The organism is Pseudomonas sp. LB3P25, from assembly GCF_054897985.1.
The window spans coordinates 2,497,230-2,512,444 of sequence record NZ_CM142711.1; the positions used below are offsets into that span (position 1 = coordinate 2,497,230).

Genomic DNA, 15,215 nt, shown 5'->3' on the forward strand with positions numbered 1-15,215 from the left:
GTGTAACGGCTCTGCCTTCCCGCGCCAGCGCTCGCAAAAAAAAGAACCAACACACTGCGCAAGCCAGCACCGGACTGGGCGTGGGAGGATTCTTATCGTCCCGTGTCCTTCCCCCAAAGAGATCGAGGGCACTCAAAATGGCCAATTTCAACAAGTCGGACCTGGAATTCATCCTCAAACAAATCTTCATCGCAGAAGCGCATGCCGACGGCGCCAGCCTCAGTGATTTGCTACCCAACAGTCAGGTGCCATTCGGCCTGCGCACCGTCGATGGCAGCTACAACAACCTGGTCGCCGGACAAAGCGAGTTTGGCGCCGCGGACAATTCCTTCCTGCGCCTGCTTGATGCCCAGTATCGAGCGGCCTATGCCGCGTCAGGGAATGTGGTTGACCCGCAGCCACGGATTATCAGTAACCTGATTGTCGACCAGACCGCCAACAACCCGGCCGCAGTAGCGGCGAACGGCGGTGCAGACCCGGTGATCAGCCCCGGTCTGGATGGCGTGTTCGGCACGGCCGACGACAAGGAAGTGTTCTTCATCCCCAACGTGTCTGCGGACGCCGGTCTGACCGCCGGCTTCAACTCGTGGATGACCTTCTTCGGCCAGTTCTTCGACCACGGCCTGGACCTGGTCACCAAGAGCAGTACCGACATCGTGTTTATTCCGCTGCAGCCGGACGATCCGTTGTACGTACCGGGCAGCCCGACCAACTTCATGGTGCTGCCACGTGCAGTGCATACCCCCGGCGCGGACGGAATACTCGGCACTGCCGATGATGGCCAGCCCAACACCACCTCGCCGTTCGTGGACCAAAGCCAAACGTACAGCTCGCACCCCTCGCATCAGGTGTTCCTGCGCGAGTATGTCCTCAACGCGGCAGGTGACCCTGTTGCAACGGGGCGCTTGATTACCAACCGCGATCTCGGCGCCGACGGCAAGTTCGGCACTGCCGATGATGGCGACGGCGAAAATGGCGGCATGGCGACCTGGGCAGTGGTCAAGGCCCAAGCCCGTGACATTCTCGGCATCAACCTGACCGACGCCAATGTGCACAGCGTGCCGCTGCTGGCAACCGATGCGTATGGCAACTTCATCCGGGGGGCGAGCGGCATGCCGCAGGTGGTGATGCGCGTCAGTAACGGTGCTGACGGGATCGCCGGGACAGCTGATGACGTCACTCAACTGGTCGAAGGCAACCGGGATGCTCCGATCAGCCTGGCCAACGCCGTGAGCGCCGGGCATGGCTTCCTCGATGACATCGCCCACAATGCCGCGCCGGTAGTCGTCGGCGGGGTTCTGCAGGCGGATGCTGACACTGATATCGGTAATGCGCAGCCGGTTGGCGCGGGCGGCAACAACCTGACCTACGACAACGAACTGCTCGACGCTCACTACATTGCCGGCGACGGCCGGGTGAACGAGAACATCGGCCTGACCACCGTGCACCATGTGTTCCACTCCGAACACAACCGCCTGGTCCAGCAAACCAAGGACACCCTCCTTGCCGCCGGCGATCTGGCCTTCCTCAATGAGTGGCTGGTGGACGACGTGGCCGCGATACCGACGACACCCGCTGAAATCGCGGCGTTGGTGTGGGACGGCGAACGCCTGTTCCAGGCCGCCAAGTTCGGCACCGAGATGCAGTACCAGCACCTGGTGTTCGAGGAGTTCGCGCGGACCGTTCAGCCGCAGATCGACGGATTCCTTGCCCCCAACGGGTATGACACCTCGATCAACCCGGCCATCCTCGCCGAGTTCGCCCACGTGGTGTACCGCTTCGGTCACTCGATGTTGACCGAGACCGTCGATCGCTTTGACCCCGAGTTCAATCCGCTCCTCACTGACCCGAACAACCCGGACTCGCAAATGGGTCTGATCGCGGCCTTCCTCAACCCGCTGGCGTTTGCCGGCAGCGGGGCGACTGCGGACGAAGCGGCAGGGGCGATCATTCGCGGTGTGACCCGCCAGCTCGGCAACGAGATCGACGAGTTCGTCACCGAAGCGTTGCGCAACAATCTGCTCGGTCTACCGCTCGATTTGCCGGCCCTGAACCTGGCGCGTGGTCGCGACACTGGCATCCCCACGTTGAATGAAGCGCGCCGTGAGATGTACACATCAACCGGCGACAGCCAACTCAAGCCGTACATCAGTTGGGCTGACTTTGCGGACAACCTCAAGCACCCCGAGTCGTTGGTCAACTTCATCGCTGCCTTTGGCACGCATGACACGATTACGTCGGCGACCACACTGGCAGACAAACGCGCAGCAGCCTTGGCGCTGGTATTCGGCGGTGCGGGTTCACCGGCTGACCGCCTGGACTTCCTCAACAGCACCGGTGCCTATGCCAACATAGCGCTGGCCGGCAAGGATGGGCTGCTGGGTACGGCCGACGACGTGACGGGTGTGACGATCACGGGCCTCGACGACATCGACTTCTGGGTCGGTGGCCTTGCCGAGAAGAAAATGCCGTTCGGCGGCATGCTCGGCTCGACGTTCAACTTCGTGTTTGAAACCCAGCTGGAGGCGTTGCAGAACGGCGACCGCTTCTACTACCTGTCGCGTACCGCGGGCCTGCACTTCGGCACCGAGTTGGAGAACAACTCCTTTGCCAAGCTGATCATGCTCAACACCGATGTCACCCACCTGTCGAACACCGTGTTCCTGACGCCGACATTCAGCCTCGAAGTGAATCAGGCCCATCAGTTCACTAACCTTGGCGCGGACGGCAGCGCCGATCCAACGGGCGGCATCATGATCAACGGCGTGGAAATCGTGCCGCTGGTGATCCGCGACAACCCCGACACCGTGGGTGTGGACAGTAATTATCTGCAATATACCGGTGAAGACCATGTCGTCCTGGGCGGCACCGCCGGTAATGACATCATCATCTCCGGTGACGGCGATGACACTGTTTACGGCGACGCAGGCAACGATCGCCTCGAAGGCGGCGCCGGCAACGATGCGGTACTTGGCGGCGCGGGCGATGACATCATCACCGACTCGTTCGGCGACAACCGTCTGGAAGGTAATGCCGGTAACGATGTGATCGTGGCCGGTAGCATGCTGGCTGCAGGCAACCTGATCCTGGGTGGCGATGGCCAGGACTTCATCGTCACCACCGAAGACATCACAACCACCTTCGGCGGTCAGGGTGACGATTTCATCCTCGGCGCCAAGACCAACCTGCCACCTACCGGCAACGAAGGTGATGACTGGATCGAGAAGGGCACCCAGGACGGTGCGCCTGGCGATAACTTCTCGCCGTTGCTCAATGACGATGTGGTCGGCAACGACATCTTTGTCGGTGGTGGTGGCTTCGACGAAATGATCGGCGAGGGTGGCGATGACATCTTTGTCGGCAGCGATGCCCAGGACAAGATGGACGGCATGTCCGGTTTCGACTGGGTGACCTACAAAAATGACAGGGTTGGCGTGACCGTTGACCTGTCCTTGGCCGCGCTGGCGCAGCCACACGGCAACGCGCCAAACCAGAACGCCGGGGTGTTCAATCCGGTCGGTGCCTCGCCGGCCTCGATTCTCGACCGTTTTGCCGAGGTCGAAGGCTTGTCCGGTTCGAAATTCGCCGATGTACTCAAAGGCGATGATGTTGATGCGGTCACTCTCATCAACCACGGTGGTGCCACGGGCGGTGCACTGACCAATGTGGCGTTGATCCGCGGACTGGAGCAGTTTCTGGCCGATGCCGGTTTGCCGACCACCGGCTTTGCCACTGGCAACATCATCCTCGGTGGCAATGGCAGTGACCTGATCGAGGGCCGCGGGGGCGATGATCTGATCGATGGCGACAAATGGATCAATGTCAGAATCGCGGTTTATGCCCCTGGTGATGTCAACCATACCGGTCCCGAGATTGCCAGCTTCGACAGCATGGTCGATATGATCCCGCTCATGCTGGACCGCACCTATAACCCGGGTCAGCTCAAGGCTGTGCGGGAAATCATGCCCGGCACCTCGACGGGCGGGGCGGCCTTTGACACCGCCATTTACTCCGGGCTCCAGTCCGAGTATGTGGTGACGCATGACACCCGCGGCACGGCCGATGTGACGGACGATGTCTGGACGGTGGCAGATACCGATGCGGGTCGCGACGGCACCGATACCTTGCTGCATATCGAACGCCTGCAGTTCGCCGATACCCAGCAAGTGCTGGTGACGGGGTTGAACGCACAACCGGTGGGCAGGCCGACCGTCACGGATGGAAACGGCGGCTCGATAACAGTGGGCGACACACTGACGGTGAGCATGGCCAGTGTGCGCGATGCCAACAACATCGCGGTGGGCAATCTGCAGGGTACTGTCAACAACACCTCGGTGTCCTACTATTGGCAGTTCGAAGCCACGCCTGGCAGCGGCGTGTTCGAAGACATCATCCTGTTGCCTGCGGGTGACTTGGCGTTCCAAAGTGCCGACGGCACCTCGTTCAAGGTCTCCCCGGACCTTGCCGGGCTGTCACTGCGGGTCAAGGCGATCTACCTGGATGGTCATGGCACGACTGAAATGGTGTTCTCGCAGCCGACGACCGTGGTGGTTCCCGGCGCGCCGGTTGTGCCGACGGCGCCGACACCTGTCGTCGATGCCACTGCGGGTGGCGAGGGCCTTCACATGGTCCGCTCCGACCTCAACTTCATTCTTGATCAAATCAAGATTGCCGAGGCAGACGCGGCCGGTCAGGACATCCTCTCGCTGATCCCGAATATCCGCGCACCATTGGGCCTGCGTGCGGTCGATGGCTCGAACAACAACCTGATGAACCTCAACGGCATTAACAACACCGAGTTTGGTGCCGCGGATAACACCTTTCCGCGCTTGGCCGATCCGGTCTTCAATCCGGCGGAAGGTGCACCTGCCGGGTTCTTTGGCCCCGGCTCGCCGGCCATCCCGGGATCGTCGTACCAGCAGAACAGCGGCTATGTGTTTGACTCGCAGCCGCGCACCATCAGTAATCTGATCGTCGACCAGACGTCGAACAACCCGGCGGCCTATGCCACGGCTTACGACCCGGGTGCGGACGGTGTGCTCAACTTCGGCACGGTGGGTAACGACGACGTGCTCAAGGATGGCGTACGGATAGTCGCCAGCCCCGGCATGGATGGTCAGTTCGGTACTGCCGACGACCACGATGTGTACCTGTTCGAGAACACCGCGGCGGATGCGGGGTTGTCCGCGCCGTTCAACGCCTGGATGACCTTTTTCGGGCAGTTCTTCGATCACGGTCTGGACCTGGTGACCAAAGGCGGTTCGGGCACCGTCTTCATCCCGCTGCAACCGGATGATCCGCTGTATGTGCCAGGCGGCCACGCCAACTTCATGGTGCTGACCCGCGCGACCAACCTGCCAGGGGCGGATGGCGTTCTCGGCACGGCCGACGACATCCATGAGCACACCAACACCACCTCGCCGTTCGTGGACCAAAACCAGACCTACAGCTCGCACCCATCACACCAAGTGTTCCTGCGCGGTTATGAGCTGACCAACAACGGCCCTATCGCGACCGGCAGGCTGATCACTAACGTTGACCTGGGATTGGATGGCAAGTATGGCACCGCAGACGACACCGAAATCGGTGGCATGGCGACCTGGAAAGTGGTCAAGGCGCAGGCCAACGACATCCTGGGTATCCACCTTACCGATGCCGACGTCGATAACGCCCCGCTGTTGGCGACCGACGCCTATGGCAATTTCATCAAGGGACCGAACGGCTTCCCGATGGTCGTGATGAAGGGTGCTGACGGTCTTGGTGGCACGGCTGATGACGTCCTTGTCGAAGGCAATCCGCTGTCCCCCATTAGCCTGACCAATGCTGTGCGCACCGGTCACCAGTTCCTCGTCGACATTAATAACAATGCAGCGCCAGTGTTCAGCGGTGGCGTGCTCGTGCCTGACGCGGATACCGACATTGGCAACGCAGTGCCGTTCAATCCGCAGACCGGGGCCAACCTGGCCTACGACAACGAACTGTTGGATGCGCACTACATCGCTGGCGACGGCCGGGTCAACGAGAACATCGGCCTGACCACGGTGCATGCGATCTTCCACTCCGAGCACAATCGGCTGGTCGCGCAGACCAAGGACACCGTGCTCGATTCGGGTGACGTGGCCTTCCTCAACGAGTGGTTGCTCAATCCGGTGAACGCGTTGCCAGCCAACCAGGCTGAGATCGATGCGCTGGTGTGGAATGGCGAGCGCTTGTTCCAGGCTGCCAAGTTCGGCACCGAGATGCAGTATCAGCACCTGGTGTTCGAGGAGTTTGCGCGGACCATCCAGCCCAGGGTCGACCTGTTCTTCGCACCGACCCAGGTCTATGACGTTGACCTCGATGCCTCGATCGTCGCCGAGTTCGCCCACACCGTGTACCGGTTCGGCCACTCGATGCTGACCGAGACCGTCGATCGCTTCGACGTCGATTTCAACGTGGTCGGCGATCCGAACAGTGCTGATCCTGATCAGCAAATGGGCCTGATCGCGGCGTTCCTCAACCCGTTGGCGTACGCCGCCAGTGGCGTGACGCCAGAGGATGCGACCAGTGCGATTATTCGTGGGGTAACTCGCCAAGCCGGTAACGAAATCGACGAGTTCGTCACCGAGGCGCTGCGCAATAACCTGCTCGGTCTGCCGCTCGACCTGCCGGCGCTCAACCTCGCCCGTGGCCGCGACGTGGGGATTCCCTCGCTCAATGCGATCCGCCGCGACATCTTCAGCCAAACCGGTGATACCCAACTCAAGCCGTACAGCAGCTGGGTCGACCTGGTGCAGCACCTCAAACATCCGGAGTCGTTGATCAACTTCATCGCGGCCTATGGCACGCATGACACGATCACGGAGGCGACCACGCTGGATGGCAAACGCGCTGCAGCCATGGCGCTGGTATTCGGTGGTGCTGGTGCGCCGGCTGACCGCTTGGACTTCCTCAACGGCAGCGGTGCCTGGGCCAACGTAACGCTGGCCGGTAAGGATGGGGTACTGGGTACTGCCGACGATCTGAGGGGTGTGACTGTCACGGGGGTCGATGCCATCGACCTCTGGATCGGCGGCCTGGCCGAAGAGAAAACCCCGTTCGGTGGCATGCTCGGCACGACCTTCAACTTCGTGTTCGAGAACCAGCTGGAAAAACTGCAGGACGGTGACCGCTTCTACTACCTGGAGCGTACCGCTGGCCTGTCGATGAACGCCGAGCTGGAAAGCAACTCGTTCGCCAAGCTGATCATGGCCAACACCTCGGTCACGCACTTGCCGGGCCTGGTGTTCTCGGACCCTGGGTTCTATCTGGAAAGGGACCAGAGCAAGCAGTACAACGATGGCCTGGGTAACGCCGATCCGCTTGGCGAGAACGGCGAGCAGGTGGTGTTCCGCGACAATCCGCTGACCGCGGGGCCGGACGCCAACTACATCAGGTACACGGGTGAAGAGCACATCGTGCTGGGCGGCACCAACGGCGCAGACATCCTCGTCTCGAGTGATGGTGATGACACGGTCTGGGGTGACGGTGGCAACGATCGTATTGAAGGCGGTAACGGCAACGACCAACTGCGCGGTGGCGCCGGCGACGACATCATCACCGACCTCGGCGGCGACGATAACATCCAGGGTGGCGACGGCAACGACGTGCTGCACGGAGGCAACGGCATCAACTTGATCATTGGCGGGTTCGGCAATGACTTCATCGTGACCGGTGAGGACGCTTCCGAGGCCATTGGTGGTCAGGGCAACGACTTCATCCTGGGCAGCAAAGCCAACGAACAGGACATGGGTAACGAAGGCGACGACTGGATCGAGAAGGGCACTTCGGACGGTGCACCTGGCGACAACTTCGACCCGGCTGGCAATGACCCGGTGATCGGCAACGATGTGTTCATCGGCGGTAACGAGAACGATAAGTTCAATGCCGAAGGTGGCGACGACATCATGGTCGGCAGTCTCGGCATGGGTGACCGTTATATCGGCGGCTCCGGCTATGACTGGGCAACCTTCAAGGACCTCGCCCAGGGCGTGACCATCGATTACAGCGACCGCTTTTTCGATGTTCCACCGGTGCCGGGTTCGGGTGCTTCGGCGCTGGTGCGTTTCGACATCGTGGAAGGTCTGTCGGGTTCGTCGCACGGTGACTTCCTGCGCGGTGATAACGAAGATGCCACATCGCTGCCCACTGCGGGGGCAACCGGCAGTGTGCTGACCAACATCAACCTGATCAACGGCCTGGCGGATTTGCTGCCAGCCGGAGCGACGTTCTACGATGGCGGCAATATCATCCTCGGCGGTAGTGGTAGCGACCTGATCGAAGGTCGCGGTGGTGATGACATCATCGATGGTGACAAGTGGCTGAACGTACGCATCAGCGTACGGGAAAATGTTGATGGCACTGGCGCGGAAATCGCCACGTTCGACAGCATGGAGCCGATGGTGCAGCTGATGCTGAACGGTACTTACAACCCAGGCCAGCTGGTCATCGTGCGGGAGATTCTGACCGGCAATGACAGCTTCGACACCGCGCTGTTCTCCGGTAATGCGGCGGAGTACAGCGTCGAGATCGATGGCAACACTGTCGTTGTGACCGACTCGGTGGCGGGGCGTGATGGCGTTGATCGCTTGACGGGCATCGAGCGTCTGCAGTTCGCTGACGTTGCGCAGTCGTCCGGAGTCGGCACCGCCCAAAACAACGACCCGTCGGGTCATCTGGCGATCCTCGATGCTGCCACCGGTGTGCGTGATGAAACGCCTGTCGCCGGCCAGTTGCTGCGCGTCAGCGATCTGGCGGTACACGACGCGGACAACCAGAGTGTGGCCAACCCGACCGGCGCTGTGACCGGTGGGGTGGCTTACTACTGGCAGGTCGAAAACATTCCCGGTACGGGTGTCTTTGAAGACATCACCTTTATCGCCGCTGGCGAGGTATCGCGGGTGATCGGCACCACCTACCGGGTGGCGGACGATGTGGCGGGTCTGAACATCCGCGTCCGTGCGGTGTATCAGGATGCCAAGGGCACGCTGGAGATCGTCGACTCGTCGGGGAACAGTGCACCGACCGAAGGGCCGACCGTTACCGGGCTTGCAGCGCAGAACCAGGTGTTGACCGCTGACCCGTCGAGCATCATCGACCTCGATGGCCTGAGCAATCCGCAGTTCACCTACCAGTGGCAGGCGAACGACGGGCTTGGCTTCGTCAACATCGCCGGCGCTACCGGTAGCACGTTCGCGCTTGGCCAGGCTCAGGTCGACAAGGAAGTGCGCGTGGTGATGGGTTACGTGGATAACTTCGGTGTGGCCGAAAGCGTTTCGTCCAACATCCTGGGGCCGGTGGACAACGTCAACGATGCACCGACTGCAGGGCCGACCGTAACCGGGCTTGCAGTGCAGAACCAGGTGTTGACTGCTAACCCGGCGAGCATCATCGACGTTGATGGCCTCAGCAATCCGCAGTTCACCTACCAATGGCAGGCGAACAACGGGCCTGGCTTCGTCAACATCGCCGGCGCTACCGGTAGCACGTTCGCGCTTGGCCAGGCTCAAGTCGGCCAGGCAGTGCGCGTGGTGGTCGGTTACGTGGATGACTTCGGTGCGGCCGAAAGCGCTTCGTCAAACATCCTGGGGCCGGTGGCCAACGTCAACGATGCACCGACAGGCGCGTTGCTGATCAGCGATACGACACCGGATCAAGGGCAGGTGCTGACCGCGCTGACGGGTGGGATTGCCGATGCGGATGGGCTGGGCACCTTCAGCTTCCAGTGGCAGCAAGGTGTCGGCGCTTCCTTCACCGACATCAACGGCGCGACTGCTGCGACCTTCACCCCTGGTGTGGCGCAGGGCAATCTGCAACTGCGAGTGATCGTGCGCTACACCGATGGCTTCGGCACGCTGGAGTCGGTGACCTCGGCGGCGACGGCGGCGGTTCCGGTACTGACTGGCGTGGTGCTGCAGGGTAACGCTTTGGCGAACACCCTCACCGGCACCGCGGGTAACGATGTGCTGCTTGGCCTGGGCGGGAACGATACGCTGAATGGCCTGGCCGGTATCGACCAGTTGTTTGGCGGCACTGGCAACGACATCCTCAACGGCGGAGACGACAACGACGTCCTCAATGGCGAGGACGGCAACGACACCCTCAACGGTGGGCTCGGCGCGGATGCCATGAACGGCGGTGCCGGCAACGACACCTTTGTGGTCGACAACGTCGGTGACTCCGTCACCGAGGCGCTGGGTGGTGGTACCGATCTGGTGCAAACCAGTCTGACGAACTACCTGCTCGGTGCCAACGTCGAGAACCTGACCTATACGGGCGCCGGTAACTTCACCGGTACCGGTAACGCGCTAGCCAACACCATCACCGGCGGGGTGGGTAACGACTTCCTCAATGGCGGTGCAGGTGCTGACCGGATGTTGGGGGGAGCCGGCAACGATACCTACGTTGTCGATGCAGCCACAGACGTGGTGGTCGAGGTGGCGGGTGGCGGTACGGACACCGTGCAGACTTCGCTGGCCAGCTACACGCTGGGCGCTGATGTCGAGAATTTGACCTACACCGGAGTCGGCAACTTCGTCGGCAACGGTAACGGGTTGAATAACGTCATCACCGGCGGGGTGGGTAATGACACCCTCAATGGTGGCGGCGGCAACGACATCCTCACCGGCAACGGCGGCAACGACACACTGAATGGCGACGCCGGTAACGACCAACTGTTCGGTGGCATTGGCACGGATACCCTGAACGGCGGCACTGGCGATGACAGCCTCGACGGCGGTGATGGGGCGGATGTCTTGAATGGTGGAACAGGCAACGACACGCTGCTCGGTGGTGACGCTAACGACACATTGTTGGGTGGTACCGGCAATGACTTTATCGATGGCGGTATTGGCAACAATACGGTCACTGGCGGTGCCGGCAACGACATGATGGTTGCCAGCAGTGGCAACGATATCTTCATGTTCGCTGCGGGCTTCGGGACCGATCAGATCATCGGCTTTGATGCCAACCCGGTGGGAGGCCAGGACCGGCTCGATATTTCCGCATTCGGCGTCACTGCTGCGAACTTTGCCGGCAGCGTCATCATCACCGATGTCGGTGCGGATACCTTGATCAGCTCCGCAGGAATAGCTGACTCCATCCGCCTGGTCGGTGTGGCCGATGCAACAACCGTCACTGCCGCAGACTTCATTCTCGCCACTTGAGGTCCTGATCAGTACTGTCGCAGACGCGTGAAAAGCGGAGGGGAGGGCATGGATGCCCTCCCTTTTCTTTTTAATAAAACTGGCCGTTTGTTGTATCCGTCCGGCCAAGTCATCTACCCAGCCCCGCAAAGCCAAGAGATGGTGTGCGCTTAAATTTATGCGGGCACTAGTTCTTAATGCCAGTCAGTTAAGCAATTTCAGCCGCGACACTCTTTGTAGCAGCTGCCGAGCCCGCGAGGCTGCGTTCGGCTGCGTAGCAGTCGTGAGTCCGGCTGACGCGGTATGCCTGACGTACCGCAATGTGATTTTACGACTGCTTCGCAGCCGAACGCAGCCTCGCGGGCTCGGCAGCTGCTACAGATCGAGTTATTGCTTAACTGACTGGCATTAGGCCCCCGTTCTAGCCTTTTAAACGGGTATTTCATGCAGCCACAACGCCATTCCTACCAGGCAGTAGTGTCGGCGAAACCCAAGGTTGCAAAGTGTGATTAGCGCACGCTAACTTTTCTACAGCCTTGGCTACACTTCGTGTTCCGTTGGAAACTGGCGGGAACTTACGTGAAGGCGCAATACGTTGTTATTAGTTCACGAAAACACGATGAGCTGACCCGTTGGGCAGACTCACGCATTCTCGTGCATCTTGGGGAAGGAGTAAGGCGTGTATGAGTACAGAAGGCGAGGCATTCCTGCCGATGCAAGCCGCGCGGCGCGCGCTGGACTGGCCAACCCTGGGCGTGGCGGTGTTGCTCCTGCTGCTGTTTTACTGGGGACTGGGGAGTTTGCCGTTCCTGAGCGTCAATGAAGCCCGGCGCGCCGTTACGACACGGGAAATGCACGAGGCTGGCCAATGGCTGTTGCCGTACATGAACGGCGAGCTGTACCTGTCCAAACCGCCGCTGTTCTATTGGCTGGCCCTGGTCAGCACGTCACTGCTGGGCAGCCTCTCCGAATGGAGCGTGCGCCTGCCTTCGGCGCTGTTTGCGACGCTGTGTTGTCTGACTTTGTATCGCCAGGCTTGTACATTCGCCGGGCGACAAGCGGCGCTGCTGGCTGTGGTGTTCCTGGCGGCGAATGCCGGGTTCAGCCTGTTTGCCCGCCGGGCAGAAATAGAAATGCCTTTGACCGGCCTGTGTCTGCTGGCGCTGTTTTGTGCATGGCGCTTTCTGTTCGCGCAAGGCGGTCGCAGCTGGGTCTGGCTCAGTTACGGGCTGCTCGGCTGTGCCTTGCTGACCAAGGGGCCGGTCTGCCTGTTGTGGGTGACCGCACCGATACTGGTCTATGCGTTGATCAGCCGCGATCGTCTGGCCCGAGCTTTTCTGTGTGACGGCTGGGGCTGGATGCTTGCGGTGCTGGTCGGGACTTCCTGGTATCTGGCGGTGTCCATGCAGGAGGGCTGGGGCGTCTGGTCGGCCATCCTCAACGAAGACATCGTCAAGAAAATCAATGGCCAGGGGGCAGAAGCCTGGTATGCCTATCTGTTGTATCTGGGTGGGGATTTCTTTCCCTTCTGGCTGATATTACTGGTGCGGCCGCGGCAACTCTGGCACGCCATCCGCCTGAGCCCGCAGCTGACCCTGTTGCTGTGCTGCATTCTGGTGCCGCTGCTGCTGTTCTCGCTGTTCACCGAAAAGCACGCCAAGTACCTGTTGCCTATCTACCCGGCCATCGCCCTGCTGTTGGCCTGGCACTGGAGCCAACTGCTGACCCAGGCCCGGCACCCTTGGCAGCGCTGGAGTCTGCGCATTGTTCCGGCCGTGGTACTGGCGGGATACACGCTGTTCTACTTGGGTCTTGAAGGGAGGGTGTTCGCCCATCGGATCGACGGATTTCCGCAGATAAAGGCCGCCACCGACGCATACCCAAACTTCCCGACCTACAGCTTGGGAGCTGCGGACATTCGCCTGGTCTATTACATGGGGCGGCCCGTCAGTTCGATCACCGAGTCGCAGGCCAGCAGCGTAGCCCATACGCCGGGCCTGCTGTTTGTCCAGGAACCGCTTCCTGCGGCATTGCAAGCCCTGGCGCCTTGCACCCTGATGCGGATCGAGTCGTACCTGAAACCCAAGCGTTCGGCCCTGCTGCTCGGGCTGGGCTCTTTGTGCGCCAATCAGGGCCAGATCAAGCCTTGAAACTGTGTCAAACGTGATGAATGCTTCCCACTGACTCTTAGTTGCTGAACAAGCTGATAAGACTCCAGGCTGCCCCTATCGCAAAAATGAAAAGAATGAGTACCAGCGTGAGGATTAGCGGCTCGATGCGCATGAAAGTGACTCCTCAGAAGGGCTAGCAATGCGCGCCTGATCTGCGGCGCAGGTGTTTTTCAAGGCAACGATTGCCTGTATAGGGAGTGCCCCATGAAAGTTGTTTTTCCAGTGGTAACAGCTTCAAACTCTCAATTAATGCGCTAGTGAACTCACAGCATTCTCTATGCCAAAAAATTTAACAGCCTATAATTCCCCGCCGGCGGGGCAGCCTGATTCTGTGGCCAGTTCTCCATCAAAAAAGTTGAAACAGGATGCGGGTAATACAGCCCATTTATGGGGAATTTCTCTCAACGTGGGTTTGGCAATATTGCAGGTGGCTTTAGGTGGGTATTGGAGGCCGGTTCTGGAGCGCTCTGTGCACTTATGGCCGGGATACGTGTTTGCGCCTTTCGCGACCTGCTGATATCGACCTGATGCGGACACTGAAAAAGGAACTGCGGTTGAACGAACAGACATTGTCCATGCGCCTGGAGCGCGTGGCGGCGCATGTGCCAGCCGGTGCGCGCCTGGCCGATATCGGCTCGGATCACGGTTACCTGCCGGTGGCGTTGATGCGCCGTGGCGCCATCGCGGCGGCGGTGGCCGGCGAGGTGGCATTGACGCCGTTCCGCTCGGCCGAACGCACCGTGCGCGAGAATGGCCTGGACCAGCGGATCACCGTGCGCCAGGCCAATGGCCTGGCGGCGATCGAGCCGGGAGACGGGATCACGGCGATCAGCCTCTGTGGCATGGGCGGCGAGACAATCCGCGACATCCTCGACAGCGGCAAGGCGCGCCTTGGCGGCCAGGAGCGCCTGATCCTGCAGCCCAACGGCGGCGAGCAGCCACTGCGCCAATGGCTGATGGAAAATGGCTACCGCATCCTCTGCGAGGAAGTGCTGCGGGAAAACCGCTTCGACTACGAAATCATCGTCGCCGAGCGCGCCGGGCCGGTGATGTATACCGCCGAGGAGCTGTACTTCGGCCCGCTGCTGATGCAGGCACGCAGCCCTGCGTTTCTGGTCAAGTGGCAGCGCAGGCTGCGCCAGAAGCAGAAGACCCTGACCCACTTCGCCCGGGCGCGGCAGGCCGTGCCCGAGGATAAGGTGCAGGACATCGCTCGGCAGGCCCGGTGGATCACCGAGCTGCTGGCTTGAACCGTCTAGGGGGTGTACGAAAAGTCGCCGAGCAGCGATCAGGCAAGGTGAAAACAGGCGAGGAACGGCCGGGGTCGCCGCATAGGTGGACGCCCGTTTAACCACGCAAGGTGTGTAGGGCGGACGCTTACACACGAGAGGTTGAAACCGCTTGATTCCAACACGGGCCTATACTGACGAGTCGCACCTTATCCAGGGGCACCCAAAAGCGGAGTGAAGTCATATGACACGGATATTGTTCGTCGGCCAGCAGCCGGAAACAGTGGACTTTTCTGATCCCGCTTTACCACCAGGCTTGAATGTCGAGAAGATCCAAGCAGGGATAGCAATTGCTATGGCAACAATGGCAGAGCGGGGATGGCAAGCTGACCTTTGCTTGATCCCACCCGATGAAACAGCCGGCCTCTTGCTAGAGAAGCAGCTAGCAACTACAACCTACGACTGTGTGGTGATTGGGGCCGGCATTCGCCTCCCTCCAAAAAGCCTTTCACTTTTCGAAGCTGTAATAAACGCCGTACATAAGGGTGCACCCAATGCGTCCATTGCATTCAATACAGGGCCGGAGGAGACCGCCAAATCCGCTGCTCGCTGGTTAAAAGACGATTGATTGCGTTCCGACTGCTCCACGGATA

The 15,215-nt window shown here is 60.6% G+C and carries 4 protein-coding genes; all 4 read left to right on the top strand.

The annotated features are described in order from the left end of the window. Positions 1–137: 137 nt before the first annotated feature. The gene (locus ACYZTW_RS11255; protein WP_462004900.1) at positions 138–11,183 is read left to right on the top strand and encodes a peroxidase family protein; all 11,046 of its coding nucleotides are present in this window, start codon (positions 138–140) and stop codon (positions 11,181–11,183) included. Between the two features lie 662 nt (positions 11,184–11,845). Continuing rightward, positions 11,846–13,312, top strand: coding sequence for an ArnT family glycosyltransferase (locus tag ACYZTW_RS11260; protein WP_462004901.1), 1,467 nt, complete (start codon positions 11,846–11,848; stop codon positions 13,310–13,312). Between the two features lie 575 nt (positions 13,313–13,887). Continuing rightward, positions 13,888–14,583 carry a tRNA (adenine(22)-N(1))-methyltransferase gene (locus ACYZTW_RS11265; RefSeq protein ID WP_462005735.1) on the top strand — a complete coding sequence of 232 codons (696 nt, stop codon included), beginning with the start codon at positions 13,888–13,890 and terminating at the stop codon, positions 14,581–14,583. 223 nt (positions 14,584–14,806) lie between these two features. Then, positions 14,807–15,190, top strand: a complete 384-nt coding sequence (locus ACYZTW_RS11270) for a hypothetical protein (RefSeq protein WP_462004902.1) — start codon at positions 14,807–14,809, stop codon at positions 15,188–15,190. The last annotated feature ends 25 nt before the right edge of the window (positions 15,191–15,215 follow it).